The 26,809-nt window shown below is 61.1% G+C and carries 27 protein-coding genes, 1 tRNA gene and 1 pseudogene; 3 read left to right on the forward strand and 26 right to left on the reverse strand.

All coding sequences use genetic code 11. The features are described from left to right. Positions 1–11: 11 nt before the first annotated feature. Genes CDV44_RS00555 through CDV44_RS00570 form a run of 4 tightly spaced genes read right to left on the reverse strand, consistent with a single transcriptional unit; the run spans position 12 to position 8,099 of the window. Complete coding sequence (locus CDV44_RS00555) at positions 12–3,329, reverse strand: type I restriction endonuclease subunit R (protein WP_087686260.1); 3,318 nt, start codon at positions 3,327–3,329, stop codon at positions 12–14. After that, entirely contained in the window at positions 3,329–4,642 is a 1,314-nt protein-coding gene (locus tag CDV44_RS00560) for a restriction endonuclease subunit S (RefSeq protein WP_087686261.1), read from the reverse strand. Before CDV44_RS00560 ends, CDV44_RS00555 begins: the two co-directional genes overlap by 1 nt. Further along, positions 4,635–7,139 (reverse strand): class I SAM-dependent DNA methyltransferase, encoded by a 2,505-nt coding sequence (locus CDV44_RS00565; RefSeq protein ID WP_087686262.1) that lies wholly within the window; start codon positions 7,137–7,139, stop codon positions 4,635–4,637. Before CDV44_RS00565 ends, CDV44_RS00560 begins: the two co-directional genes overlap by 8 nt. A gap of 48 nt (positions 7,140–7,187) precedes the next feature. Further along, positions 7,188–8,099 carry a YafY family protein gene (locus CDV44_RS00570; protein WP_087686263.1) on the reverse strand — a complete coding sequence of 304 codons (912 nt, stop codon included), beginning with the start codon at positions 8,097–8,099 and terminating at the stop codon, positions 7,188–7,190. Positions 8,100–8,759: 660 nt separating this feature from the next. Between CDV44_RS00570 and CDV44_RS00575 the strand changes: the two genes are divergently transcribed. Further along, positions 8,760–9,038, forward strand: coding sequence for a hypothetical protein (locus CDV44_RS00575; RefSeq protein ID WP_087686264.1), 279 nt, complete (start codon positions 8,760–8,762; stop codon positions 9,036–9,038). A 5-nt stretch (positions 9,039–9,043) separates the two neighbouring features. Here the strand turns inward: CDV44_RS00575 and istB are convergent, their stop codons facing one another. The 9 genes and pseudogenes from istB to petA all read right to left on the reverse strand — a co-directional run bounded on the left by istB (position 9,044) and on the right by petA (position 16,350). After that, positions 9,044–9,841 carry an IS21-like element helper ATPase IstB gene (istB, locus tag CDV44_RS00580; protein WP_087686265.1) on the reverse strand — a complete coding sequence of 266 codons (798 nt, stop codon included), beginning with the start codon at positions 9,839–9,841 and terminating at the stop codon, positions 9,044–9,046. Next, on the reverse strand, positions 9,834–11,312 hold the full coding sequence (istA, locus tag CDV44_RS00585) for an IS21 family transposase (RefSeq protein ID WP_371328715.1): 1,479 nt from the start codon (positions 11,310–11,312) through the stop codon (positions 9,834–9,836). Before istA ends, istB begins: the two co-directional genes overlap by 8 nt. A gap of 134 nt (positions 11,313–11,446) precedes the next feature. Continuing rightward, positions 11,447–11,914: pseudogene (locus CDV44_RS00590) on the reverse strand (tyrosine-type recombinase/integrase); the annotation flags it as partial. Between the two features lie 226 nt (positions 11,915–12,140). Further along, positions 12,141–12,216, reverse strand: a tRNA-Thr gene (locus tag CDV44_RS00595). 126 nt (positions 12,217–12,342) lie between these two features. Further along, positions 12,343–12,804 carry a ClpXP protease specificity-enhancing factor gene (locus CDV44_RS00600; protein ID WP_058376311.1) on the reverse strand — a complete coding sequence of 154 codons (462 nt, stop codon included), beginning with the start codon at positions 12,802–12,804 and terminating at the stop codon, positions 12,343–12,345. A gap of 99 nt (positions 12,805–12,903) precedes the next feature. Beyond that, positions 12,904–13,515 (reverse strand): glutathione S-transferase N-terminal domain-containing protein, encoded by a 612-nt coding sequence (locus CDV44_RS00605; protein ID WP_058376312.1) that lies wholly within the window; start codon positions 13,513–13,515, stop codon positions 12,904–12,906. A gap of 83 nt (positions 13,516–13,598) precedes the next feature. Beyond that, on the reverse strand, positions 13,599–14,318 hold the full coding sequence (locus CDV44_RS00610; protein WP_058376313.1) for a cytochrome c1: 720 nt from the start codon (positions 14,316–14,318) through the stop codon (positions 13,599–13,601). A 29-nt stretch (positions 14,319–14,347) separates the two neighbouring features. Beyond that, complete coding sequence (locus CDV44_RS00615; RefSeq protein WP_087686266.1) at positions 14,348–15,733, reverse strand: cytochrome bc complex cytochrome b subunit; 1,386 nt, start codon at positions 15,731–15,733, stop codon at positions 14,348–14,350. A 2-nt stretch (positions 15,734–15,735) separates the two neighbouring features. Next, complete coding sequence (gene petA / locus CDV44_RS00620) at positions 15,736–16,350, reverse strand: ubiquinol-cytochrome c reductase iron-sulfur subunit (RefSeq protein ID WP_087686267.1); 615 nt, start codon at positions 16,348–16,350, stop codon at positions 15,736–15,738. 306 nt (positions 16,351–16,656) lie between these two features. On the opposite strand from petA, the gene mscL reads away from it, so the two are divergent. Further along, positions 16,657–17,103 carry a large conductance mechanosensitive channel protein MscL gene (gene mscL / locus CDV44_RS00625; protein ID WP_058376316.1) on the forward strand — a complete coding sequence of 149 codons (447 nt, stop codon included), beginning with the start codon at positions 16,657–16,659 and terminating at the stop codon, positions 17,101–17,103. Positions 17,104–17,190: 87 nt separating this feature from the next. Here mscL and CDV44_RS00630 read toward each other — a convergent pair whose 3' ends face one another. Further along, entirely contained in the window at positions 17,191–17,940 is a 750-nt protein-coding gene (locus tag CDV44_RS00630) for a Nif3-like dinuclear metal center hexameric protein (RefSeq protein WP_087686268.1), read from the reverse strand. 18 nt (positions 17,941–17,958) lie between these two features. On the opposite strand from CDV44_RS00630, the gene CDV44_RS00635 reads away from it, so the two are divergent. After that, positions 17,959–19,176: a Do family serine endopeptidase gene (locus CDV44_RS00635; RefSeq protein ID WP_058376318.1), complete on the forward strand. Its 1,218-nt coding sequence runs from the start codon at positions 17,959–17,961 to the stop codon at positions 19,174–19,176. 217 nt (positions 19,177–19,393) lie between these two features. On the opposite strand, the gene tatC is transcribed toward CDV44_RS00635, so the two are convergent. The 12 genes from tatC to hisB all read right to left on the reverse strand — a co-directional run bounded on the left by tatC (position 19,394) and on the right by hisB (position 26,794). Further along, a complete protein-coding gene (gene tatC / locus CDV44_RS00640) occupies positions 19,394–20,179 on the reverse strand; it encodes a twin-arginine translocase subunit TatC (protein WP_087686269.1) in 786 nt (261 codons plus the stop codon). Positions 20,180–20,244: 65 nt separating this feature from the next. Then, positions 20,245–20,787, reverse strand: a complete 543-nt coding sequence (gene tatB / locus CDV44_RS00645; protein WP_087686270.1) for a Sec-independent protein translocase protein TatB — start codon at positions 20,785–20,787, stop codon at positions 20,245–20,247. Between the two features lie 12 nt (positions 20,788–20,799). Then, entirely contained in the window at positions 20,800–21,045 is a 246-nt protein-coding gene (gene tatA / locus CDV44_RS00650; protein ID WP_058376321.1) for a Sec-independent protein translocase subunit TatA, read from the reverse strand. A gap of 268 nt (positions 21,046–21,313) precedes the next feature. Then, the gene (locus tag CDV44_RS00655) at positions 21,314–21,688 is read right to left on the reverse strand and encodes a histidine triad nucleotide-binding protein (protein WP_058376322.1); all 375 of its coding nucleotides are present in this window, start codon (positions 21,686–21,688) and stop codon (positions 21,314–21,316) included. A gap of 96 nt (positions 21,689–21,784) precedes the next feature. Further along, a complete protein-coding gene (locus tag CDV44_RS00660; protein ID WP_249277356.1) occupies positions 21,785–22,198 on the reverse strand; it encodes a hypothetical protein in 414 nt (137 codons plus the stop codon). 126 nt (positions 22,199–22,324) lie between these two features. Then, entirely contained in the window at positions 22,325–22,681 is a 357-nt protein-coding gene (locus CDV44_RS00665; RefSeq protein WP_058379937.1) for a phosphoribosyl-ATP diphosphatase, read from the reverse strand. Positions 22,682–22,686: 5 nt separating this feature from the next. Further along, a complete protein-coding gene (gene hisI, locus CDV44_RS00670; RefSeq protein WP_058376323.1) occupies positions 22,687–23,085 on the reverse strand; it encodes a phosphoribosyl-AMP cyclohydrolase in 399 nt (132 codons plus the stop codon). Positions 23,086–23,102: 17 nt separating this feature from the next. Then, positions 23,103–23,876: an imidazole glycerol phosphate synthase subunit HisF gene (gene hisF / locus CDV44_RS00675; RefSeq protein WP_058376324.1), complete on the reverse strand. Its 774-nt coding sequence runs from the start codon at positions 23,874–23,876 to the stop codon at positions 23,103–23,105. Positions 23,877–23,914: 38 nt separating this feature from the next. Then, the gene (gene hisA, locus CDV44_RS00680) at positions 23,915–24,664 is read right to left on the reverse strand and encodes a 1-(5-phosphoribosyl)-5-[(5-phosphoribosylamino)methylideneamino]imidazole-4-carboxamide isomerase (protein WP_087686271.1); all 750 of its coding nucleotides are present in this window, start codon (positions 24,662–24,664) and stop codon (positions 23,915–23,917) included. A gap of 188 nt (positions 24,665–24,852) precedes the next feature. Further along, positions 24,853–25,491, reverse strand: coding sequence for an imidazole glycerol phosphate synthase subunit HisH (gene hisH, locus CDV44_RS00685; protein WP_058376326.1), 639 nt, complete (start codon positions 25,489–25,491; stop codon positions 24,853–24,855). Then, entirely contained in the window at positions 25,488–26,114 is a 627-nt protein-coding gene (locus tag CDV44_RS00690) for a MarC family protein (protein WP_058376327.1), read from the reverse strand. The genes hisH and CDV44_RS00690 overlap by 4 nt, the downstream gene beginning before the upstream one ends. A 92-nt stretch (positions 26,115–26,206) precedes the next feature. Next, the gene (gene hisB, locus CDV44_RS00695; protein ID WP_058376328.1) at positions 26,207–26,794 is read right to left on the reverse strand and encodes an imidazoleglycerol-phosphate dehydratase HisB; all 588 of its coding nucleotides are present in this window, start codon (positions 26,792–26,794) and stop codon (positions 26,207–26,209) included. Positions 26,795–26,809: the final 15 nt, after the last annotated feature.

The following is a 26,809-nucleotide window of genomic DNA, read 5'->3' on the forward strand; positions in this document are numbered from 1 at the left end:
CAAGCATTGCTTTACACCTGCACCAACTTGTCGTGACTCGCGCGCGCCTGTTCCATCAACTTGTCAGCGAGCACGCCCGCCTTGTCGGCGTCCACCAGGGGAGGTCGAAGGCGCATCAAATGCTCGAACAGTTGCGTGTTCAAGTCTTCCTGTGCTGCACGTTTATGGGGGCTCCAGATATCGCGGTTGCCTTGCAGCTCCTGCACCAGCAGGTCCACCAGTTCCACGGTCACATCCTTCAGACGCAGCAACTCGGCTGCAGTGGGCATCTGGCCAGCACAAACCACATCCAGAACGGTGCGTAGGAACGGCGCGCAATGCTCGGGCAAGTCGCTCGGTGCATCGGCATTCCCCGCCGTGCCCGTGCGCAGTTCGTCGATGATCGTCTGCAGTTGCGAGATCACCTCGCTCCACTTTTCACCCAGCGTTTTGAGAATATCGTTCAAGTGCTCCGAGAGCTTGCGATAAAGCACGGGGTCTTCGTCCGTGTGCTTGCGGATGTGCGAGCGAATCGCGTGCTCCATCTCGGAAGCCTTGGCGCGCTCGTTCGCAGCACGCGCAAGGTGTGTATCAAACTCGGCATCGGTCAGCTGAATCGGCGGGATCTTGGGGTCGATGCCCAGCGAGATCACATGGTCGTCGATCAGCTTGCGTACCTTGGCGCCGACATCCTTGCCCAGTACCGGTGTGTCCTTGTAGCGGTTGCGGGCGCGGGCATAGATGTAGGCCAGGCGCTTGGCGTCGCCGGAATAGGGCAACCCTTCCGGTCGCGGCAGTACCGTGTCCAGTGACCCCAAGAATGCCTTGAGCTTGACGGCGAACTCGGCGCGCAACTTCTGGCTGCCCAATGCCTCGACGCAGGCTTCGGTGTCGTCCAGCGACTCGATTCCCCGCTGGCGGAACAAATCCACCACGCGCAGATGGCGGTCGCGCAGCACCGGCACCTCGTCCTTCAGGCTGCCCAGCGCGCCTTCCACGTCCTCATCGGCGTAGGCCGCCAGCGCCTCCTTCAAATGCTGGGCCACGCCGTAGTAGTCCACCACGATGCCGCAGCGCTTGCCAAAGCCGGTGCGGTTGACGCGGGCAATCGCCTGCAGCAACTCCGCCTCGCGGATCGGGCGGTCGAGGTACATCACGCCCTCAATCGGCGCATCAAAGCCGGTGAGCAGCATTGACTTCACGACCAGAAAGGCCAGTGAGTCGGTTTTCTCTGGCTTGGCATTGAACAGCGGTTTCTTGAAGCGCTTGATCAGTTGCTCGTGTGCCGCGCCGTCTGTCCACTGCTTCCACGCCGGGTCGTCATTGTTGCTGCCCGAAATGATGGGCGCGAATTCGATGCGCGCCAGGGTGTCGTGGTAGCGCCAGGCCTGCACCACCGCCTGCACGCTCATAGGACGCTGACACAACGCCTCGTCATCCAGCGCCTTGTCTTCAGGGGAAAGCGCCAGGGTGTCGGCAAGCAACTCATCGCGAGCGACACGCAAGGCCTCGAAATAGCGGATCGCTGCCAACCGGCTGTACGCCACCACCTGTGCCTTGTAGCCGTTGGGCAGAATGTTGGTCACATAGTGGCGAATGATGTCGCGGGCCTTGTCCGCGATCAGTGCCGGGGCATCAAAGATGTGGCCTTTGGTGGCGTACTTCTTCTTGATCGCCTCCAGCTCTTCCGGCGAGTGCTGGCGGAACAGGTCCTCGAACAGCTCGTCCAGGCTAGCGCCGTCCTTGATAGCGCCGTTGGCCGTGCGGCCCTCGTAAAGCACCGGCACCGTGGCGCCGTCGGCCTCGGCTTCCTTGATGGTGTAGCGGTCAATGAACTCGCCAAAGATCTCATGGGTGCGCTTCTTGTCGCCCATGATGATCGGTGTGCCGGTAAAGCCGATGCGCACGCAGTTGGGCAGGCCCGCCAGCAGGTTGGCGTGCAGGTCGCCGGCCTGGGTGCGGTGCGCCTCGTCCACCAGCACGAGGATGTTGTCGTCCTCGTTCAGCACCTCAAACTTCTCGTCGCCTTTGTAGCTGGCCTTCGTATCCTCGACTTTTGGCAGGTCGTCCGCAGTCAGCGGCGCATCACCAGCGCTGTCCGGGTCACGGTATTTCTGGATCGTGGCAAAGATCAGCCCCGGGCCCTTGCGCCGCGCCAGCGCCTTCACACCCGCCGTGCTCTCGGCGACGTCCACCACCTCGCCGGTCAGCGTGGCGGTGACGGACAATTGACCCTGCAGGTCCTTACGGTCGGTCACGACAATGACCTTGAAGCGCCGCAGCTGGGCGTCTGCGCGCATCTTGCGCACCAGGAACACCATGGTCAGGCTCTTACCCGAGCCTTGGGCGTGCCAGATGATGCCGCCGCGGTTGTCGTGTTCGCCGTGCTGCAGCCGTGTCTGACCGGTCTTGAGTCGCGCAATCGCCCGGCTCACCGCCCGGTATTGCGGGTAGCGGCACACCGTCTTGATGGTCTGGCCGCCTGTCTGCATGAACAACATGAAGTTCTTCACCACATCCAGCAGATGCGAAGGCGAAAGCAGCCCGGCGATCAAGCGTTCTTGCTCGGATAGTGCAGACTTGTCCAGCGTCTGCGCCACCTCAATCTCGCTACCCGCGCCATCAGGGCCGACCACCGTCTTCCACTGAGCGTAGTGTTCAAAGGCCGCGCCGACACAACCCACGCGTGCCTCGTCGAAGCTGGTGGCCACCAGCAACTGGTTGGTGGCAAACAGCGCCTCGTTGCCCTCGTTGTCGTCCACCTCAAACGCGGCCTTGCGCTGATTGGTGTAGCGCCGCAGTTGGTCAACGGCCTCGGCCAACGGCTCAGGGACGGACGGGCTCTTGCACTCCGCCACCACGAGCGGGATGCCATTCACCAGCAGCACAAGGTCAGGCACGATGAAGGCCTTGCCGCTATTGAAGCCGGGCGGGCAATCGACGCGGTATTGGTTGATCACCGAGAAGCGGTTGTTCGCCGGGGACTCCCAGTCGATGTAGCGGATCGTCTGACCCCGCCCGCCGTCCCAGCCGGGCAGACCCTCCACCGTCAAGCCTCGGATCAACATGGTGGTGGCCTTCTCATTGGCCTCCATCAGCTTGTGCGTTCCCAGGCGGGTGATGGCCGCCACGGCTTCGCACAGCCGCGCATCGTCCAGCCAGGGCGCGCCGTCAGCACCGGGGTTCAGCGCGCGCAACTGCTCGCGCAGCAACCCCTCCTGAATCACCTCGGCAAAACTGGTTCGACCCGTGACTGCCGGATCGTCGAGACTGCCTTGGTTATAGGACCAGCCGAGTGCCTCCAACTGGGCTACGAACGGTTTTTCGACGTCATCGAGTTCCCAGCCCATCAGGCGCTCCCTTTTTGTTGTGCTGCTTCGGCCAGCAATGGCGTGACGCGGACTCGGCCAGTGAGGAGGTCGTCCATGAGGCCAGACTTCTGGAGCGTCAACTTGGTAAGCAGCTGCTCATTTCCCTCGATGTCATTCCCAATGGACTCCACGCGTTCAGCGATTGCGATCGCCTCTTCAGGCGAAGGGATTGGAACGGGGAGGCACAGCACGTCACTGCCTTTGATATTCTTCTGCACTCCGCCTACTGCAAGACGTTCCAGATATGGCCGACCCAGCGAGGAGTTGAAGTACCGGCGGTAGAAGCGGTTCAAGCGAATATCGCGCATCCGGAATCGAATTAAGAACGCACCCGGGACGACTGGAATGTTGTGGCCGGCGAAGACGCCGGTCACTCCGCACGTCCCGCTTCGCGAGATAACGATGTCTCCGGGCCGAAGCAGGTGATCAGCGAACACCGATGGTGCGATCGCCGCCCGAGGCATTGTGGACAGCGTGATGTTCCCTTCGTCGTCCATGTCGGTCGTGCGAAGGGTTGCAAGCGGCCCGTTCTCATCATAGGCATCAGACGGGAAGCGAGGACCGAACGCACTCGACTCACAAAGGTCACCAAATGGTTTGCACGCCCAGTCCTTCGGAATCCCCCCCAGAGGCGACTCCTTGTAGAGATGGGGCACCTCGGCCTGGGCCGGGCGCAATTCGCCGTTGGCGCCTATGCCGCGCGTCAGCAGGTCGTGTAGCAGACCCTGTTTGACGGCCTTGAGCTTGGCGATGATCGCCTCGGTTTCGTGGATGGCGGTGTCGAGGGTATCGAAAATCTGCGCGATTTTTTGCTGCTGGACTGATGGCACCTCAGGAACAAGCCACTTCAATGTCTCTTTCGGTGCCGCGCGTGTATGGCTGTTAGTCGAACCGACGGCCACACGTGCAAGTCGTGCTGAGAAGTCAGTTGAGGCAAAGTAAGCAGCCCAGAAGCTCAAGTTTTCATACGACTGCTTTGGTTGGTAGCAAATAAATTCAGTCGAACAACACGTACGTTCTGCAGGTGTCGGCACTACCGCGACACGTGGCTTTCGGGGATTCAACTTCGACACCAAGACCGCAGGGCTAAAGATGGCGGTCTTGTTGCTTTCAATCTGAGCGCCAAGCTCGATAGCTGGTCCGCCAGTGGCATCCCAAGCAGGGATGCTGTAGTGCACGAACTCCGCCTTCAAGGATGCCATCGGCACAACTTGGTCTCCATTAATTCGGAACAAATCACCAAGTCGCCTTGCAGGCCATGCCACTGCCTTTGTTTTGGCGATCTCAGACATAACGCAACCCCTTCAAGAATCCCTGCAACGCTTTTGCAGCCTCATCCCGCTTGCCTTCGATCTCGGTCAGCGTCACCCGGTACTTGTCCCACCAGTTCTCGAACGTGGCCACGATCTCCTTGCGCTGCGCGGCCATGTAGCGCTCGACGATGGCCTGCATGTCGTTGTGCAGGATGGTCAGCAGTAGGTCGCCGGCGGCGTCGGGCGTCAGTCCTTCAACGGCGGCGCCGATGTGCTGCTTGAAGCTGTCGTTCTTGGCCTTGAGTTGCTTCTTGACGGCGGTGAGTTCCTTTTTCCAGGCTTTGAGCTGGGCTTCGTCCACGGCGCTCTCTTCGTCGGCATCGTCCTCCGCCGCCTCGGCGGCTTCGCCGTCCTCACCCTCGGCATCCTTGGGGCTGGCCGCTTTGATCTGACTGTCCAGTTCTGCTTTCTTGGCTTCCAGCTCGGTGATGGCCTCGACGAAATCACTCATCAGGAACTTGACCAGCTTGTGCTCCAGCGGGCTTTCCTTGCTGGCCTTGTCTTCCAGCGCGGTAACGATGCTGGTGCGCCAGGCGTCGGCCACGCCCTTGGCGCCGCGCGCCATCAGGGTGAGGAAGTCGTACTTGGTCTGGTACCAGAAACCGGCGACGATACCGCGTACCTGAAAGGGGTCGAGCAGGCCGATGGCCTCCAGGCTTTGGCTGAAGCTAGCCAGCAGGTCGTCGCGCAGGGCGACGAGGCTGGCGGCGTTGTCCATTTGCCCGGACAGTGCCGTGATGCGTGCGCTGTGGTCTTGCCACCATTGCTCGAATGCGACCCGGATGGCCGCTTCCTTGGCAACCAGACCAGCATTGCTTTCGATGGTCGGCTTGAGGGCCTGCCGTTTGTCGAGGGCAGGCGCGAAGTCGTAATACTTGGCGTCGCGTTCCACCAGAAGATCCATCGGGTTCAGACCGTGGGCACTGAACAAGCTGGCTTTGTTGGCCACCTCAGCCTTGGGGATACCGCCCACCAGATGGGCGCGCACGTCGTGTGGCTCGGGTGGCGGTGCGTTGTCCGCGTAGCGGCGGATGTTGAGGTTGTAGTCGTTGGCCTTGAGCGTGGCGTTGTCAACGATGGCCGAGAAGCCGTCGATGGTGCGGAATTCGTCGAAGGTGGTGACGATCTTCTCAATGTGCTCGGGTAGCAGGTAGCTCTGCGCTCGGCCTTCGAAAAACTCGCGATCGGCATTGATGAACAACACCTTGCCCTGGCGCTCAGCAGGCTTGCCGCTGACGCGGTTGGCACCGTTCTGCACCCGCTGGCGCAGCACCAGAATGCAGGCCGGAATGCTGGTGCCGTAGAACAGGTTTGGCGCGACGCCAATGACGGCTTCGAGTAGATCGTCCTCAATGATGCCGGCACGGATGGTCCTTTCCTCGCCGCCCCGGAACAGCACGCCGTGGGGCAGAACGGTGGCCACCATGCCACCGTCGCGCGTGACGGCCAACATGTGCTGCAGGAACATCAGGTCGGCCTTCTTGGCGCCCAGTGGCACCTGGCCGTAGGGGAAGCGCTCAGCCTCGAACTTGGGCTTCCAGGCGGGCTTGTCGTCGGCATCCTTCTCGGTATTGCCCCAGTGGATGGAGAACGGCGGATTGGTGAGCACGCGGTCGAAGTGCATCAACTCGCCACCCTCGACGTGCTGCGGCTCGGCTAGGGTGTCCTCGTTTTGCAGGTTGGCGGTGCTGATACCGTGCAGCAGCATGTTCATCTTGGCAATGGACCAGACCGTGCCGTTGAACTCTTGCCCGAACAGGTTGGCCTTGCGGCCATCTTCGCCGTGCTCGTCGATGTATTCCTTAGCAGCGATTAGCATGCCGCCGGAGCCACAGCAGGGGTCGTAGATGTCGTGCTTGAGCTCGGGCTTGATCAGCCGCACCATCATTCGCACCACCGAGCGAGGCGTGTAGAACTCGCCGCCTTTCTTGCCGGCCGAATCGGCGAATTCGCCAATCAGGTATTCGTAGGCCGCGCCGAGCAGGTCGGGGAACTCGAAGTCTTCGTTGCACAGGCGGTACAGACTGAAATGCGTGATGAGCTGCTGCAGCTTGATGTCAGGGATCTTGCTCTGGCCGATCTTCCGGGTGAAGTCGATGTGCTCCAGAACGTCGTACAGGCTGACGTTGTCGCCTTCAATCCCGGCGAGTGCCTTGCTCAAAAGGCTTCCGACGTTGGCCTGACGCGAGTTGTCGACCAGGTAGCTGTAGCGCGACTCTTTCGGCACCCAGAAATAGCCATCCTTCTTGTACCAACGTTTGTTCTCGGCCGAGAATTCAGCATCGGCAGGGGTCTTGCCCGCATCGATTTCGAGCTTGATCACTTCGGCGCGGCGCTGTTCGAAGACGTCGGAGCAGCGCTTGAGGAACAGCATCCCGAAGATGTATTCCTTGAACTCGGAGGCATCCATCTTGCCGCGCAGGATGTCGGCGGCTTTGAAGAGGTGGCGTTCTAGCTGTGGCAGGGTTAAGGGCATTTAGAGGGAATCCATTCTAGTTCGGTTGTTCTTTTTCGGCGCGGCGCATCAGTCAGCCTTGCTCGAGGTTTTTTGTGAGTCTGGCGAGCTGTAACCCGGGGCCAACAGCGCGTTCTTCACGCCGTAAAGTGCTAAATGGTCTTTGAGCCACAGGCGGTATTCGGGGCCACGCAGACGGTGGTCGGGGGAGCAGTCGACGCTCCAGCGCCGGAGCATGTATCCAGCCGTAGCAGCCCGAAGCTTTAGCGCCAGCACGCCGCCCATGAAGCTATAGTCGCGTGCAGTGATTTCAGGTCTAGGCTGGTCTGGATGCGGAACCAGTTCGATCTCGACAATCCGTGTCCACTGGATGTCGTCGTCAGGGCGTTCGCCAGCCTTTGGGTCTTCGTCGAGTGTCCTGGGCGCTTCGATCCGGGTGATGACGAAGTCGCGGAACTCTCCGGTTTTGCGGTCGAACGCTCGGACGTGCCAACGTAGGCCGCTGTCCACGAGAGCGAAGGGAACGATCACCCGCTCGGACTCTCCGCTGCTCAATGAGTGGTAGCGAATGGCTACCGGACGCTTGGTGTGGATGGCTCGGCAGATAGGTGCCAGCACATCCATGCAGGGACTGCTCAGTGCAGCAGGGGACTCGCAAGGCAAGAGCGGCTGCAAATCACCGTTCACCCCATCACCAAATCCCAGCGAGAGCGCAGACAGGACGCGCTGCGGCGAGTGTTCGAAGATCGGCGTAAAGCCAATACCGATACGGTAAATTTTGCTACTGCCGTCGAATTCGATGTTCTGCGGAGCGATCTCTCGATAGAGAGCCAGATCCCGTGTTGCCCCAGCAGGGGCCACCCCGAATCGACCTGCCAAATCGGGCCGTCCGATCTCTCCCAGGAAGTACAGTCGGAAGTCGATATACGCCAGCCGCTCTCGCTGGACGTGGCTCAGGCTCTCGACGCGCTGGGGGTGCATAGTCAGATAATCCTCATCCAGGAAAGACGAAGAAACGACCGAAATAGCGTGCGATACTACTCACCACTGGTCAGATCATGTCATCAAATTGATTACATTATGCACTTGGACTGGGCTTTGAGCAAGCAGGCAAATGGGCGTTGGATGTGGGCAGCGCTGGTCGCAGTCCAAGCGGCGGCGCCCTCAACACCGAGGCTGTTGGGTTCAGAAACGGCCAAATCACCGAATCCACGATCTCAAGTCTGAGATCGCAAAGCTGACGTGTGTCGGGTTCCGTGTTCCGCTCATCGGTAGTCACGCGAACGCTCTTGAGGCCACTTCCTTTGCTGGCGCAGGGTTGAAGGCAATCCGTTGTGGTACCGAAGACGCCCAGTGACTATCGATGTTTGCTCAATATCCGCAGGGATATTCGACGAATGCTGAGAAGCAGCAATTTCCCGTCTTTTGATTCAAAGAATTTTTGACCACATATCACGCCATAGAGAGTGGTGGAATGCCGCCACTCCTATCCGCCATTTGTCCCATCCATGGAGCCATCGTGATACCCAACAATTCTCCCCTCGAATACTTGCTCGTATTCACCCTGATCTTCCTGGTCGGCGCGCTCTGGGCCCACTTTCGTTACAGCAACCGTGATGCTTGCCGACAGGAGCAAGCGGCATGATGACAGCCTGTCCACATTGCCAGTCGTCGCAGGTTGTGACCCGTAACCACGCACGCAAAGTTGGCGGCATCCTTGGCGCTATTGCGGGGGCGGCCAGCGGTTTTACCGCCGCCATGAACGGCGCACGCATCGGCGGCACGCTCGGCGGCCGAATCGGACTCATCGCCGGCCCTCCCGGCGCCGCCCTGGGCACGGTCGCCGGTGCCATTGTTGATTTTCACGGAGTCGTAACCCACCGTTTTCATCTAAATTTGACCCACCTCGAGACAGCGTAGTACATCTATTCCGGTGTGGATAACTCTTCGTTTCCGGTCGGTTTTGCTGCTTTTTTTCTTGTTGCCTTTGCCTTGGCAGAGCTGGTCCTGAAACGCCACGATTCATTGCCGGTCTCGACGATGTGGCAGTGATGCGTAACCCGGTCCAGCAGCGCTGTCGTCAGCTTTGCATCCCCGAACACGGTCGCCCATTCGCCGAAGCTGAGATTGGTCGTGATCGCGACACTCGTGTGCTCGTATAGCTTGGAGAGCAGATGGAACAGCAATGCGCCGCCGGTCTGGCTGAACGGCAGATAGCCGAGTTCATCGAGAATGACCAGATCGACGTACATCAGCTTGTGTGCGATCTGGCCTTGTTTGCCCGTCGATTTCTCCTGCTCCAGGGCGTTGGTCAGCTCGACAGTTGAGAAGTAACGCACACGCTTGCCGTGGCGCTGTACGGCCTCGATTCCGATGGCCGAAGCGAGGTGCGTCTTGCCGGTGCCCGGGCCGCCGATGAACACGACGTTGTGTGCGCTCGCGAGAAACGACAGTTCGCTGAGTTCACGAATCAGCGCTTCATCAACTTGTGCCTGTGCGAAGTCGAAGCCTTTCATGTCGCGGTGAGCCGGGAAGCGTGCGGCGGTCATCTGGTAGGCGATCGAGCGTACCTGCCGCTCGGCGGTTTCTGCCATCAACAGCTGCTTCATGAATCGCTCCGGCTCGAAGTCAGTGTGACGCGCCTGTGCCAGTAGCTCCGGCCAGGTACTCGCCATGCCGTGCAGTTTGAGACCCTTGAGCTGGGCAATGATGTCGTTAGACATGACGATCTTCCGGTGGGTTGGCGCGTAGCGTCTCGTAGCGATTCACGTCAGCCGCCGGTTCTTCCTTGAGCTGGAGTTTCGTGGTGGCGAGACTGGCACTCGTGACAGGCGCCTTCAGCCGGCTCAGCACGTTCAGGACATGCTCCCCACTGGGGCGCCCTGAATCCAGCGCAGCCTGCACAGCGAGGAGCACCGCATCGAGTCCGTGTTCGCGCACCGCGGCGAGCAACTGCGTCATGATGCGATCGCCGCCCGGGTGTTTGAGCAGGTGCCGATGCAATAGCTGCAGCGGTTGCGGCATCGTGATGAAGGGCGCACCGTTGCGCAGTGCGCCGGGTTTGCGCTCGACCAGCGTGATGTAGTGTCGCCAGTCGTAAAAGGTCATGTGCCGCTCGAAGCTGCGTTCGTGGCGGGCGATCTCGTGCGCGTCGGCGACGACGCTGAGATACGCCGGATAGCAGCGCACGCTCACCAGCTGGTTCGTGTACTCGGTAGGCACGCTGTAGCGGTTGCGCTGGACGTGGATCAGGCTGGTCGACGAAACCCGCAGGGTCTGCTCGACGTAGCCGTCGAACGGCCGTGGGTTGGGCATCAGCCGGGTGCGCTCGTCCTGCAACACGTCCTCGACTGTCAGCTCGGGCCATTGCGGGTGCCGCATGTGCCAGGCTTCGCGACACTGGCCGGCGACCCATTCGTTCAGAATCTCCAGCGTCTCCCAGCGCCGTAGCGCCGCTTCGTGCCAGATCTGCCGTCGGCGGTCCTGAACATTCTTCTCGACGATGCCTTTCTCCCAGCCTGCCGCCCGGTTGCAGAACTCTGGCTCGAACAGATAGTGGCTGCACATCGCTTCGAAGCGTGCGTTGACCGCGCGCTCCTTGCCGCGGCCAACCTTGTCCACGGCGGTCTTCATGTTGTCGTAGATGCCGCGCCTGGGCACACCGCCGAATGCGGCGAATGCGCGGGCGTGCGCGTCGAACAGCATCTCGTGACTCTGGGAGGGATAGGCGATGAGCCAGAACGCGCGGCTGGCGTTGAGTTTGACGTGGGCAACCTCGAGGCGCCGCCGCAGCCCGCCGATGAAGGCGTATTCGCAGCTCCAGTCGAACTGGAAGGCTTCGCCGGGCTCGAAGGCGAGCGGCACGTAGGCCTTTCTGCGTGGCGCTTCGGCCTGTTCCTCATGCCAGCGCCTCACGAACGCGCTGACGCGGCCGTAGCTGCCCGCGTAACCCTCGCCGCGGATCGCCTCGAACATGAAACGCGCGGTGCGCCGGTCGCGCTTCGGGCGATGACTGTCCGCCCGCAGCCAGCCCGTCAGCTGTGCGGCCCACTCGTCAACAACGCTCGGACTGACGCGCTTTGGATACTTCGGCTCGACAGAATCGGTCTGCCGCAGCCAGCTGCGCACCGTGTTTCGGGACAGGCCCGTACGCCTCGCAATCTCGCGCAGCGGGACCTGCTCGCGGAAATACATCCGCCTGATCTTGGCCAATATGCCCACCGTGATCACCTCTGTATCCCCTGCTCAAAGATTGAGCAGGACATTCAATCACGTGGGTCAAAATTCGATGAAAATTACACCCCTTAGTGGGTCAATTCTGCGTGAACATCAACACGCTTAAGGACCGTCAGAACTTCAGGGGCATCTATTTCCGCTACCGGTCGCTTGCCGATCCATGGAAAAACATCCTTTTCAAAGCGAGTCTTGGTCTTCACCATCGACCCAGCCGTCACGTACGGCTTGAGCTCATCCATCCAGCCAAGCGCAACTGCCTCGAAGGAATTGGTCGCTGCCAGACGAGCGGCCCGCTTATCGGCTTTCTTCGATTCTCCGGGATCGACGCCAGCCGCAAGCTTCTTCCGGGCGTCCTCGCGCTTTTCCCGGGCAGCGGCCAACGGCACGTCCGGATAGACGCCCAAAGCCAGACGCTTTTCTTTACCCAAGAAACGGTATTTGAGCCGCCAGTATTTCCCGCCAGACGGCGAGATTTCGAGGTACATGCCGCCGCCATCAGCAAGCCTGTACGGCTTTTCACGGGGAGCGGCTTTGCGAATCGCGATGTCAGTCAACGGCATAAGGCACCTACCTTACAGCGCTTGGGGGCACTTTTCCCGAGGGCATTTGCGAGATTGCTGAGATTCCCCCGGTGGTGCCCCCACATGCCCCCGGATTCAGACGGGCACCGTTGGACAACATCGGAATAAAAAAACCCGTGAAGCCTTATGCTATCACGGGTTTCAGGACTTCCAAGGACTTCCAAGGACTTCCAAGGACTTCCAAGGACTTCCTCGGATAGGTATATGGTGCCGGCTGCAGGACTCGAACCCGCCACCTGATGATTACAAATCAACTGCTCTACCAGATGAGCTAAGCCGGCGAAGTCGCACATTGTAACCGATCCATTGGCTATTGCGACTACCTGTTAGTGCAAAATTCCTCACAACCGCGTCCGTTTGGGGAACCGCTCAAAGAGCACTTCCCCATCCGCACACGACGCCGTGAATTACTTCACCACTTTCAGGTGTCCACGCGGGGCATTGCTGCCAGCCGCGCCATTGCCGCCAGGACGTGGCGGCTCCGGATCGTCCTCGTCAGACTCCGGTGACGACGGTACCGATTCCAACTCCGGGCCCGCATCCGCCTGTGCCTGCTTGTCGACCGGGAAGGCCATTCCCTGACCATTCTCACGGGCATAAATCGCCAGCACGTTCGGCACCTGCACCTCAACCTTCTGCGAGATGCCGCCGAAGCGGGCGCTGAATTCAATCCAGTCGTTGCCCATCTGGAGTCCGCTCGTGGCATCGAAGCTGATGTTCAGCACGATCTCGCCATCTTTCACAAACTCGCGCGGAACTCGCGTCTTGGCATCGACATGCACGGCCAGATACGGCGTGTACCCGTTATCGGTACACCACTCGTACAGCGCGCGCAGTAAATAAGGCTTGGTAGACGTTTCAGGAGGCATAAGACATTTCGTCCCCCCTTGGCCAGCCAGCCCGCCAACTTCGGCAGGCCGGCCCGCGCCAGCGGGGTATCGACGCATTCGCGACGTAATAACGCCGTATTAACGACGCATGACCTTTTCGGACGGCGTCAGCGCTTCAATGTACGCCGGACGGCTGAAAATACGCTCGGCATACTTCATCAGCGGGGCAGCATTCTTCGACAACTCAATGCCGTAGTGATCCAGACGCCACAGCAGCGGCGCAATCGCCACGTCGAGCATCGAAAACTCTTCGCCCAGCATGTACTTGTTCTTCAAGAAGATCGGTGCAAGCTGCGTCAGACGATCACGAATCGATTGGCGAGCGGCCTGATGGGCCTTCTCGGCCGCACGGCCCTTGTCGTTCTCAAGCGTGCTCACGTGCACGAACAACTCTTTCTCGAAGTTGAACAGGAACAGGCGCGCACGCGCACGCTGCACCGGGTCTGCCGGCATCAATTGCGGATGCGGGAAACGCTCGTCAATGTACTCATTGATGATGTTCGATTCGTACAGAATCAGGTCGCGTTCAACAAGAATCGGCACCTGACCGTACGGATTCATCACCGCAATGTCTTCCGGCTTGTTGAACAGGTCGACGTCACGGATCTCAAAATCCATGCCTTTTTCGAACAGAACCAGCCGGCAACGCTGGGAGAAGGGGCAGGTCGTGCCCGAGTACAAAACCATCATAGCGCGTCTTCCTTAAAAACCAACGGGGCCGGGGTGGGAAACCGACGCTTCCCTGACCCTGGCCCCGTCGTACAGACGTTATTTTACTTCACGTCCTTCCAATAGGCCGCATTCAGGCGCCAGGCAAGCACCGTAAAGAGTCCCAAGAACAACAAAACCCAGACGCCAAGCTGCCTGCGCGTACGCTGCGCCGGCTCCGACATCCAATCCAGATAAGATACCAGATCAGCCATGGCAGAATCGAATTCCACCGGTTTCATCGTCCCTTGAGTGATCTGCACGAACTGTGCCGGGCCATGCTCCGCGCCCTCCACATGCTTCAATCCACGCTGTCCCTGCAACTGCCAGAACGGGTTCGGCATGCCCACATTCGGGAACGCCACGTTGTTCCAGCCGGTCGGGCGCGCATCGTCACGATAGAACGTGCGCAGGTACGTATACAGCCAGTCCGTCCCCCGCGCACGCGCCTCCACCGACAAATCCGGCGGCGCCGAACCGAACCAGTCCTTCGCATCCGCCGCACGCATCGCCACGGTCATCGTCTCGCCAATCTTGTCGGTCGTGAAAAGCAGATTGTTCTTGATCTCCGCTTCCGATAACCCAAGATCCTTGAGACGCGAATACCGCATCGATGCCGCCGAGTGGCAATTCAGACAGTAATTCACGAAAAGCTTGGCCCCACGTTGCAGCGACGCCAGGTCGTCCACGCGGTTGGGCGCCGTATCGAGCGGCCCGCCCTCTTCCGCCATGGCCGGCGCCACAAAACCGCTGAGGAGCGCCAGGATGAGCAACAGTTTTTTCATCTTGATATCCCTAGTCGACTTGAGTGCGCTCAATGCGCCGCGAAGGTTACGCGCTCGGGCACCGGCTTGAACGTGCCGCGTTTGCTCCAGATCGGCATCAGCCAGAAGAATCCGAAGTAATACAGCGCGCCGATTTGCGAGACCGCAGTCTTCACGGGCGTCGGCTCCTGGATACCCAGGTAACCCAGCACAGCAAAGATGACGACGAGGATACCCAACAACACCTTATGAAATCCCGGACGGTACCGGATCGACTTCACCGGGCTCTGGTCCAGCCACGGCAGGAAGAACAGCGTCACCACCGCGCCGCCCATCACCACCACGCCCCAGAACTTGGCTTCGATCAGGAACATCGCCAACAACAGCAACACCACGCCGCCGGAACCCGCCACCTTGGTGGTGGCCGCTGCGCGACCCTTGATCCACCACACCGCCGCGACGATCACCGTCAACGCCATCAGGATGTGCTTGAAGTCATCGGTCGTGGCCCGCAGCATCGAGTAGAACGGCGTGAAGTACCAGACCGGTGCGATGTGCGGCGGCGTCTTGAGCGAGTCGGACGGGATGAAGTTGTTCGCTTCGAGGAAGTACCCGCCCATCGTCGGCGCAAAGAACACGATCGCCGAGAACACCATCAGGAACACACCCACACCCATGATGTCGTGCACGGTGTAGTACGGGTGGAACGGAATGCCGTCGAGCGGCCGGCCGTTGGCGTCCTTCTTGTCCTTGATCTCGATACCGTCGGGGTTGTTCGAACCCACTTCGTGCAACGCAATGATGTGCGCCACGATCAGGCCGATCAGCACCAGCGGAATCGCAATCACGTGGAAGGCGAAGAAGCGGTTGAGCGTTGCGTCCGACACCACGTAGTCGCCACGAATCCACAGCGACAGATCGGGGCCGATGAACGGAATTGCCGAGAAGAGGTTCACGATCACCTGTGCGCCCCAGTACGACATCTGACCCCACGGCAGCAGATAACCGAAGAACGCCTCAGCCATCAGGCACAGGAAGATCAGACACCCGAACACCCACACCAGCTCACGCGGCTTGCGGTACGAACCGTACAACAGCCCGCGGAACATATGCAGATACACCACCACGAAGAACATCGACGCACCCGTGGAGTGCATGTAGCGGATGAGCCATCCCCATGGCACCTCGCGCATGATGTATTCGACCGACGCAAACGCAAGGTTGGCGTCCGGCTTGTAGTTCATCACCAGGAAAATGCCGGTGACGATCTGAATCACCAGCACCAGCATCGCCAGCGATCCGAAGAAATACCAGAAGTTGAAGTTTTTAGGGGCGTAGTACTCGGAAGCGTGATCTTTCCAAAGCTGTGTCAGCGGGAAGCGGCGATCGATCCAGCCCAGCAAGCCCGTCGTGTCGACCTGTTTGTCGGCGGCCATGGTTACGCTTCTCCTTTTTCGTCTTTACCGATCACGAGCCGGGTGTCGTTCACGAACATGAAACGAGGAACGTCGAGATTCTTCGGTGCCGGCTTGTTCTTGAACACGCGGCCCGACATGTCGTACGTGGAACCATGGCACGGGCACAGAAAGCCCGGGTCGTGCCCCAATGCTGGGATGGTATTGGCGTCGTAAGGACCCGATGGAATGCAGCCCAGATGGGTGCAGATGCCGACCACAACGAGCAGATCCTTATGCTCGGCACGCGCCCGGAACGCGTTCTTGCAATACTCGGGCATCGGGTAGGAGAACGTCTCCTTGGAGTCCGGATCAGCGAGTTCGCCCGTCACTTTGGACAGCGAATCCATTTCCGCCGGCGTGCGGCGCACGATCCACACCGGCAGACCACGCCACGCCACGGTCATCTTCTCACCGGGCTTGAGATTACTGATATCGGCCTCGACCGGCGCACCGCCCGCCTTGGCTCGCTCAGAGGGTTCCAGAGAACTGACGAAAGGAACAAGTGTTGCAACGCCGCCCACGCCTCCAGCTACGGACGTTGCAATCAGCAGATTCCGGCGGCTACTGTCGACGGCCTTTTCTTGATTGTCACTCATCACAAGCCCCACACGGTTGATTTGATATTTCCGTCAACCTTAAATCATACGCGAGCGTAAATGCCTGAAACAACGGCAAAACGCCCCAGTCTCCTAGTGGTTTTCGCGTATTTTCAAAGGATTAACGTACCCTGCGGGCGGCTGATGCTCACCCGGGGTTTCGCTTCTGGGATGCTGCACGAGAGTCGCTATGATCGCCGCTTTCGTTGACGCGTGCACGACATTTAGTCATCATTTTCCCTGTCTCACCCCGGTGACAGCTACTGTGCGCGCCCCCGGCCCTCATTAAAACAGCGGAGGAATGGCATGAGCTTCATGTCGGAATTCAAGGAATTTGCCGTCAAAGGCAATGTGGTCGATCTGGCCGTCGGTGTGATCATCGGCGCGGCATTCGGCAAGATCGTCGACTCGGTCGTCAAAGACCTCATCATGCCGATTGTCGGCGCCATCTTCGGTGGCCTCGACTTCTCGAGCAAATTCATTCTGCTCGGCGCCATCCCGCCCGACTTCAAGGGCAACCCCACGTCGTACGCCGATCTGACCAAGGCCGGCGTTGCCGTCTTCGGTTACGGCAACTTCATCACGGTCGCCATCAACTTCATCATTCTGGCGTTCATCATCTTCATCATGGTCAAGCAGATCAACCGCTTGAAGCGCCCGGCCCCGGAAGCCCCGGCGGCACCGGCCCCGACGCCGGAAGACATCGTTCTGCTGCGCGAAATCCGCGACAGCCTCAAGAAGCAGAACGGCTGAGCTTTCTTGCCCTGTCTGCCAGCCACCCGCGCAGCGCGGTGGCTGGCCTTCGACACTGCCCCAACGCCGCCCTCGATTCAGACCGACTCAGACCGGATTAGGCATGTCGAAGAATTTGTGTTCGAGGCCGAAGCGTTCGGCGACATGTTCGCCAACCGCTCTCGCCCCGCCGCGCTCCGTGGCGTGGTGCCCTGCCGCCAGATAGCCCACGCCGCTCTCGTGTGCGAGGTGGGTGGTCGGTTCGGACACTTCGCCGCTGATGTAGACGTCCGCCCCTGCTGCAATGGCGGCGTCGAAGAAGCCCTGCGCGCCCCCAGTGCACCACGCGACGCGATGGACCACGCGATCGGGCGCCCCCAGCATGAGCGCTGTGCGACCCAGTGTCGCTTCGACATGCGCGGCGAGTTCGGCCAAAGTCGTGGGCTGCGCGGGCTTGCCGAGCCATCCGAGCTGATCGGGGCCGAAACGCCCGCCATCGTCGGCGAATCCCAACAGTTTGCCGAGCTGCGCGTTGTTGCCCAACTCCGGGTGTGCGTCGAGTGGCAGATGGAAGGCGAACAGGTTGATGTCGTTGCCGATCAGCAAGCCAAGGCGACGGCGTTTCATCCCCACAACACGCGCATCTTCGTTCTTCCAGAAGTAGCCGTGATGGACGATGACCGCGTCAGCGCCCCAGTCACGTGCCGCTTCGAGAAACGCCAGGCTGGCGGTCACGCCGCTGGCGATTTTGCGGATCTCATCGCGCCCTTCAACCTGTAGGCCGTTGGGGCAGTAATCGCGAAATTGCGCGATTTGCAGGGTATCGTTCAGATACAATTCGAGTTCAACACGATTCATATAAGGTCTCGCTCTTTCATGCTCAGACGCTTCTGGCTACTGTTCGCGCAAGCGGTCACCGTGCTGCTTGCGTTGCTCTTCATCATTGCCACGCTCAAGCCGCAGTGGTTGCAACGCCAGGGTTCGTTCGGCAAACAGTTGGCCAACCCGATCATCGCCCTTCAGGAAGTCGCTCCCAGCCTGTCGGACAAGCCGGCTACCGGCTCTTACGCCGACGGCGCGCAAAAGGCCATGCCCGCGGTCGTCAGCATTTTTTCCAGCAAGGAACAAAAGCAGAATCGCGACCCGCGCCTTGATGACCCGCTGTTCCGTTACTTCTTCGGCGACGGCGGCGGCACGGTGCGGCAAGACCCGGTCTCGAGCCTCGGCTCGGGCGTGATCGTCAGCAGTGAAGGCTATATTCTCACGAATCATCACGTGGTGGACGGTGCCGACGAGATCGAAGTCGCCCTCGCCGATGGCCGCAAAGCCCGCGCGAAACTCGTCGGCAGCGACCCCGAGACCGATCTGGCCGTGCTCAAGATCACGCTGGACAACCTGCCCGCCATCACGCTCGGCCGCATGGATCAGGTGCGCGTCGGCGACGTGGTGCTCGCCATCGGGAACCCGTTCGGCGTCGGCCAGACGGTGACAATGGGCATCATCAGCGCGCTCGGCCGGAATCACCTCGACATCAGCACGTTCGAGAACTTCATCCAGACGGATGCGGCGATCAACCCCGGTAACTCCGGTGGCGCACTGGTCGACGTGAACGGCAATCTGCTTGGCATCAACACCGCGATTTACTCGCGCAGCGGCGGCAACATGGGGATCGGCTTCGCCATTCCGGTGTCGACGGCGCGCACGGTGCTCGAGAGCATCATCACCAGCGGTACGGTCACGCGTGGCTGGGTCGGTGTCGAGCCGCAGGACATCACGTCCGACATCGCCGAGTCGTTCGGCTTGCAGCAGGACTCGGGCGTGATCATCGCCGGCGTTGTGCAAGGCGGGCCGGCGGACAAGGCTGGCGTGCAACCGGGCGATATCCTGACCAAGGTCAACGACGAGTCGATCCGCGACACGACCGAGTTGCTCAACGTGATCGCGCAGATCAAGCCGGGTACGCAGGCAAAGATCCACGTCACACGCAAGAAGAAGGATATGGACCTGACCGTGACCATCGGCAAGCGTCCGCCGCCGCCCAAGCGCCCCGCGCAGGACGACGACGACAGCAACGACGAGAACGGCGCCGACTGACGGCAAGCTGGGGTCCACGCCCCGGCGTTGGAAGGACAAAACGGCTGCGCTTCGGCGCGGCCGTTTTTGTTTGGCCGACGCGTTTGTCCGACGCGTCTGTCCGCCGCGTTTTGCATCGCCACGGGCTTCGCACCGGATTGGCATGGGCAATAAAAAAGCACGGGACGCAGCCCGTGCTTTTTTATTACTCGTGGGGACTCACACCTTCGTCACGTCGTTACGGCGTTGCCTGCCCGTTCTCTTTCTCTTCGTTCGGGTGTCCTTGCTTGACGAAGATCCGTGCGGCGATCAGGCCAAGTTCGTAGAGGATACAGAGCGGGATGGCCAGCATCAGCTGCGAGAGCATGTCCGGCGGCGTCACCACGGCGGCGAGCACGAAGGCACCGACGATCACGTACGGGCGAATCTGCTTGAGCTTCTCGATGCTCACGACGCCCATGCGCGCCAGCACCACCACGACCACCGGCACTTCGAAGGTCACCCCGAAGCATAGGAACATGGTCAGGACAAAACTCACGTAATTGTCGATATCGGTATTCATCTCCGCGCCCAGCGGCGCGTTGTAATGCGCCATAAAGTGGAACACGGTCGGGAACACCAGAAAGTACGCGAACGCCATGCCGATCAGAAACAGCGAGTAACTGCTCACTACCAGCGGAAACACCAGCTTCTTCTCGTGCTGATAAAGCCCCGGTGCGACAAATGCCCACGCCTGATACAGCACGATGGGGAGCGCGATCACGAACGCGACCATCATCGTGACCTTCATCGGGACGAAGAACGACCCGGTGATGTCGGTGACGATCATCTTGCCGCCAGCGGGCAGCGATTGCGTCAGCGGGCGCGAGAGCAGGCGGAAGATGTCCGGCGCCCAATACACCAGCGAGAGGAACACCACGATCACCGCCGCACCCGCGCGAATGATGCGGTTGCGCAGCTCGATCAGGTGCGAGATGAAAGTCTCTTCGGTGCCCCCGTCAGGGGTTTGCTTGTCGTCGCTCACGTCGACTTATCCAGGAATGAGGCCGGTACGGCGCAAGGTGGCGGGAAGTAAGGTGCGCACGCGCCTCAGAAGAACTTGACGGGCCGGCGCAGCTTGGCCGGCGTATGCCGCGCGACCCGCGCCGCGCCCGACTGCACTTTCGTGCGCGTGGCGCTGGCCTGCTTGAACCACACCGGCGTTGCATTGCGGCGCACGCGCCAGTTGCGGCGCTTGGTCGACGCACGAATGCCGGACGTGACGACCGGCTCGGCGAGGTAGCTGTCGGAGTAGCCGGTCGCGGCATCGGTGCCACCCCCGGCCATCTCGCTGGACGACGTGCCCGTGGCGCTGGCCCAGGCCTCGTTGAGCGAGGACTCCTGCTCATTCAGATGTTTCTGAACCGTGCTCTGGGCGCTGCGAGCCGCGTTCTCGAACTCGCTTCGCATGTTGCGAAGTTCGTCGAGCTCCATCTCGCGGCCCACCTCGGCCTTCACATCGTTGATGTAACGCTGGGCGCGGCCAAACAGCGCGCCCGCCGTGCGTGCCACCTTCGGCAGACGCTCGGGACCGATCACGACCAGCGCCACAACGCCGATCAACATCAGTTTGGAAAGGCCGAGATCGATCATGTCGACGCCGACTTAGCCTTGCTTGTTGTTGCTCGCGTCCTTGGCCTGCACGTCGATGGTCGTCGAATCGCGCAGTTCCTTGGCCGTCATCGGGTCTTCCTTGGCAGCCGGGGCGCTTTCGCCTTCCTTCATGCCGTCCTTGAAACCCTTGACCGCACCGCCCAGATCGCTGCCCATGTTACGCAGCTTCTTGGTGCCAAAAACCATCATCACGATCACCAGCACGATCAGCCAGTGCCAAATACTCAACGAACCCATGACCACTCTCCTTGCGTGATTCGCCCTCGTCGCCTGGCGGCGAGGGTCTTATCGGACGATCCCGCCCGATGCATTGTATTTGCCCGTGTGAGCGCGGCAATGTGCCCCATTGTGGCACATCGGGCGTCACGTCCAGCATCGTAACCGCGTCAGACGCCGGGTAGAAATAAATGTTTCGTGAAACCTTTCCCGATGCGGCACTAGCGCACTGTGAACCGGCGATCTGCGGCAATTTTCCGCATCCCGCCGGAGCTTCACGTCATTTGCCTCACATGCGCTTCCACGGCCGCGGCCCGGCCAGAATATGCATGTGAAGATGATAAACCTCTTGTCCGCCGCCCGGGCCGTTGTTCACGACCACGCGGAAGCCGTTGCCGTCGACGTTCTCAGGGTCGCCGTCGTAGGCGTAACCCTGCTCGGCAGCGAGCTTCGGCGCGAGCAGCAGCATCTTGCCGAGCAATGCCTGGTCTTCCGGCTGGGCATCCTGCAACGTGGCGATGTGCTTGCGCGGCACCATGAGCAGGTGCAGGTCGGCAGCCGGATTGATGTCTTTGAACACAATCACGTCGTCATCGGCGTACACCTGCGTGCTCGGGATCTGCCCGGCGACGATTTTGCAGAAGATACAGTTGTCGTGCGTCATGCGGATGTCTTCCTCTCCAATGTCTCAAAGGGAGTGACCCAAAGGGAGTGCCCCAAATCGACGGCCTCGATCAATCGGGGCCGCCTGCGTCAGCGATCAGATGCGCGCCGCGTACATGGGCTTGTTGTCGTTCAGGTAGAGCCAGCCCTTCACGATCCGGTACAGCGTCCAGATGCCGAGCACCCAGAGAATCGCGAAGCCGACCATCACCACCGCCAGCGCCACGCCCAGCACGCCCCACAGCACCGACCACCAGAAGGTGCGGATCTGCCACGTGAAGTGCGACGCGTAGAGCGTGCCGACGGCATCGTCACGCTTGATGTAGTTGATGATGATCGCCACGATGGCTGTGACGCCGCCGGTGAGCCAAAACAGGGCGTACAGGGCGTAGAGCACGTGCGTGAGCTTGCGCAACGCGCGCTCCTGCTCGGTCGTGGGCGAATTGACGACGTAAGGATTGCCGGTGCTGCCGGAAGGGTTGGTCGTACCGGGGGTCTGCGGATCGTTCATGGATGGTCTCCCTCGCGTCTGCCGGCGTGATGCGCCGGCATGTCGAATCGGTACAGTGTGTGCGGCGCTCGGTGCAGGTGTGCCGGCGTGCAGGCCGTTGATGCCGGCACGCCAGACTGCCCCGGATCAGTCGGCGTGTTCGCCGCGCGTGCCCCGCTGGGCCTTTTCCGTCAGCCCCGAGAGGCCTTCACGGCGCGCCAGCTCGGCGAGCACTTCGTCCGGGCTCAGGTCGTGGTGCGCGAGCAGCACCATGCAGTGGAACCACAGATCGGCCGTCTCGTTGACCAGCTTCTGGCGCAGATTGTCTGCGCCGCCGATGCGGATGTCCTTGGCGGCGAGCACCACTTCGGTGGCTTCTTCGCCGATCTTCTTGCAAATCGCGTCGTCACCCTTGTGGAACAGGCGCGCGACGTACGATTTGTCCGGATCGCCGCCACGACGCGAGGCGATCACTTCGGCAACACGCGCAAGCGTATCGTTCATGGTGCTCACTTATAGATCTTGTGCGGGTCTTTGAGCACCGGCTCGACGGTGGCCCATTGGCCGTCGTCGACAGTGCCCTCGAACTTCTGGAAGAAACAGGAGTGGCGGCCGGTATGGCACGCAATGCCGTCGATCTGCTCAACCTTGAGCAGCACCACATCTTCGTCGCAATCGAGGCGGATCTCGTGCACCTTTTGCACGTGGCCCGACTCTTCGCCCTTGTGCCACAGGCGTTTGCGCGAGCGCGAGTAGTAGACGGCTTCGCGGGTCTCGACCGTGCGCGCGAGCGCTTCACGGTTCATCCACGCGAACATCAGCACGTCGTTGCTGCCGACTTCCTGCGCGATCACGGGCACGAGGCCCTGCGCGTCCCAACTTACCTTGTCCAGCCAGTCTTGCGTCATGATCCGTTGATTCCCGTTCAGAGCCGCACCGAAATGCCCTTGTCGGCCATGAAGCGCTTGGCTTCGCCGACGGTGTGCTCGCCGTAATGGAAGATGCTGGCGGCGAGGACGGCGTCGGCATGGCCTTGCGTCACGCCGTTGGCCAGATCGGCCAGCGAACCCACGCCGCCCGAGGCGATCACGGGGATGCTCACGGCGTCCGACACGGCGCGCGTGAGCGCCAGATCGAAGCCGCTCTTGGTGCCGTCGCGGTCCATGCTGGTGAGCAGAATCTCGCCCGCGCCCAGCTCGGCAATCTTCTTCGCCCAAGCCACGACATCGAGCCCAGTGGCCTTGCGGCCGCCGTGCGTGAAGACTTCCCAGCGCGGCGTTTCGCCGTCCGCCGAGACGCGCTTGGCGTCGATCGCCACGACGATGCACTGCGCACCGTGCTTGGCCGACGCGTCGGCGATCAGTTGCGGATTCGCCACAGCCGACGAGTTCATGCTGACCTTGTCGGCACCGGCGTTGAGCAGCCGGCGCACGTCGGCGACTTCGCGCACGCCGCCACCCACCGTCAACGGAATGAACACCTGCGCCGCCACCGATTCGATGATCGGCAGAATCAGGTCGCGCCCGTCGGAGGTGGCCGTGATGTCGAGAAACGTCAGTTCGTCGGCGCCCTGCTCGTCATAGCGGCGGGCAATTTCGACGGGGTCGCCCGCGTCGCGCAATTCAACGAAATTGACACCCTTGACCACTCGGCCAGCCGTCACGTCCAGGCACGGGATGATGCGTTTAGCGAGAGCCATGATGTTGGCACACGAGACGGCCTCAGCCGTGAGCTCGCTTATGCCGCTCCTTGGGAAAGCTCGTCTGCGCGCGTTTGCGCCGACGAGAAATTCAGGTCGCCCGAGTAGATCGCGCGACCGCAGATGACGCCTTCGACGCCCTCGTTCTGCACGTCGCACAGCGCATCGATGTCACCCAGATTCGACAGACCGCCGCTGGCGATCACCGGCACCGTCACAGCCTGCGCGAGACGCACGGTCGCTTCGATGTTGATGCCTTGCAGCATGCCGTCACGGCCGATGTCGGTGTAGATGATCGACTCGATGCCGTAGTCTTCGAACTTGCGCGCGAGATCCACGACTTCGTGACCGCTCAGCTTGCTCCAGCCATCGGTCGCCACTTTGCCGTCCTTGGCGTCGAGGCCCACGATGATGTGCCCGCCGAAGGCGCTGCAAGCGTCCTTGAGGAAGCCGGGGTCCTTCACCGCCGCCGTGCCGATGATCACGTACGACAGACCGTCGTCGAGATAGCGCTCGATGGTGTTCAGGTCGCGAATGCCGCCGCCCAGCTGGACGGGGATGTCTTGACCCACTTCCTGGATGATGGAGCGGATGGCAGCCTCGTTACGCGGCTTGCCAACGAATGCGCCGTTCAAGTCCACCAGATGGAGGCGGCGTGCACCCTGCTCGACCCAATGTCGGGCCATGGCAGCGGGGTCCTCCGAGAAAACAGTGGCTTGATCCATGTCGCCTTGTTTAAGGCGTACACATTGACCGTCTTTAAGGTCGATGGCCGGGATGAGCAGCATAGGCAATCGTGAAACGTCGCTAGTGGGAAGTAAAAGGAATTCGCGAAAAACGCGGACAACGCAAAACCGATCCCTGCCCTGCAAGGCGCCGGCACGTCGGGATCGGAATATTCAACATGACACAGTATAAGCTGGCTCAGCCGAGAGGCCCGGGCGCCAAAGCGCCGCACGGGTCCCGCTCAGGCGGGTTAAGGTTTCCACTGTGCAAAATTGCGGTAAAGCGCGAGCCCTGCGTGGGCGCTCTTTTCCGGGTGGAACTGGGTGGCAAAGATATTATCTTGGGCCACTGCACAGGTAAAGGGCACCCCATAGACCGTCTCGCCCGCCGTCAGTTCGGCGCTCGCAGGGACGACGTAGTAACTGTGCACGAAATAAAAGTAGCTGTCGTCGGGCACACCGGCCCAGATCGGGTGGGCCCGGGACTGACGCACGCGGTTCCAGCCCATCTGCGGCACCTTGAAGCGCGAACCGTCGTCCTGCAACTGGCCTTCCAGATCGAAGCGCACCACGCGGCCCGGCAGCAGCCCAAGCGCAGGCGTGTTGCCCTCGTCGGAAATGTCGAACAGCATCTGCTCGCCCACGCACACGCCGAACATCGGCTTGGTGGCGGCGGCTTCGACAACGGCTTCACGCAGGCCCGACTCGTTCAGGCAGCCCATGCAGTCGCGCATGGCGCCCTGACCCGGCAGCACCACGCGGTCGGCGGCGCGAATCTCGGCGGCGTCGCTGCTGATGCTCACGTCGGCTTCCGGCGCGGCAGCACGCAGCGCCTGATAGACCGAGCGCAGGTTGCCCATTCCGTAGTCGACAATCGCAATCTTATTCATCTCAAACCCGGCAGCAGTATTTTCAAACCATCGATAATGAATTCCACGGCCAGCGCCGAGAGGATCAACCCCATCAGGCGCGTGCCGATGTTGATACCCGTGCGGCCCAGCCAGCCTTCGATTCGCCCGGCACTGCGCAGCGCCACCCAGCACACCGCGCCGACACCCACACCGATCGCCATCAACGCCAGAATCTGCGTCCACCCGGCAGCGCGGCCCGAGTAAATGATCACGGTACTGATCGTGCCCGGCCCCGTGAGCAACGGAATGGCCAGCGGCACCACGGCGATGTTCGGCCGCTCTTCCGCCTCATGACGCTCTTCGGCGGTCGCGCGCGTGTTGCCGGTCTGCGCGTTGATCATGTTCACTGCCATAAGCAGCATGATCACCCCGCCGCCGACTTCGAGCGACGCAATCGAGATACCGAAAAAACGGATGATGTGCTCGCCGAACAGGCCCGAGCCCGCCACCACCAGTGCCACCGCAATCGCCGCCACATTGATCGTATGGCGTTTCTCTTCGCGCGTCTGCGTGGACGTCAGGCTGATGAACAGCGGGATCGCCCCCAGCGGGTTGATCAGGGCCAGCAGCGAAATAAAGAACTTGAAGGCGTCGAGCGTCATCGTGGGCACGCGGCGCCGGCATTCCGCCGGGGCAAAGAATCGTCGCAGGGGCCGCCAGCCACATAGGCCGGCGGGCTATCTCGCTGGCTCGCTTACAGGCTGCCCTTCGTGGACGGCACGACACCCGCCGCACGCGGATCGATCTCGACCGCCATGCGCAGCGCGCGTCCGAACGCCTTGAACACCGTTTCACACTGGTGGTGGGCGTTGATGCCGCGCAGGTTGTCGATATGCAGCGTCACGCCGGCATGATTGACGAAGCCACGGAAGAATTCGATGGTCAGGTCGACGTCGAAGCTGCCCACGCGCGCACGCGTGAACGGCACATGAAATTCGAGCCCCGGACGTCCGGAGAAGTCGATCACCACGCGCGAAAGCGCTTCGTCGAGGGGCACATAGCTGTGGCCGTAGCGCACGAGGCCCTTCTTGTCGCCCACGGCCTTGGCCACGGCCATGCCCAGCGTGATGCCGACGTCTTCCACCGTGTGGTGGTCGTCGATGAACGTATCGCCCTTGGCCTCGACTTCCATGTCGATGAGGCCATGACGCGCGATCTGGTCGAGCATGTGGTCCAGAAACGGTACGCCGGTGTCGAGCGTCTTCCGGCCGGTGCCGTCCAGATCGATCTTGACGCGTATTTGCGTTTCGCTGGTATCGCGAACGACTTCCGCAATGCGCATGATGGTGAGTTCTCG

Origin of the sequence: Pandoraea sp. PE-S2R-1, assembly GCF_002179865.1 — a bacterium.
Taxonomy (GTDB): domain Bacteria; phylum Pseudomonadota; class Gammaproteobacteria; order Burkholderiales; family Burkholderiaceae; genus Pandoraea.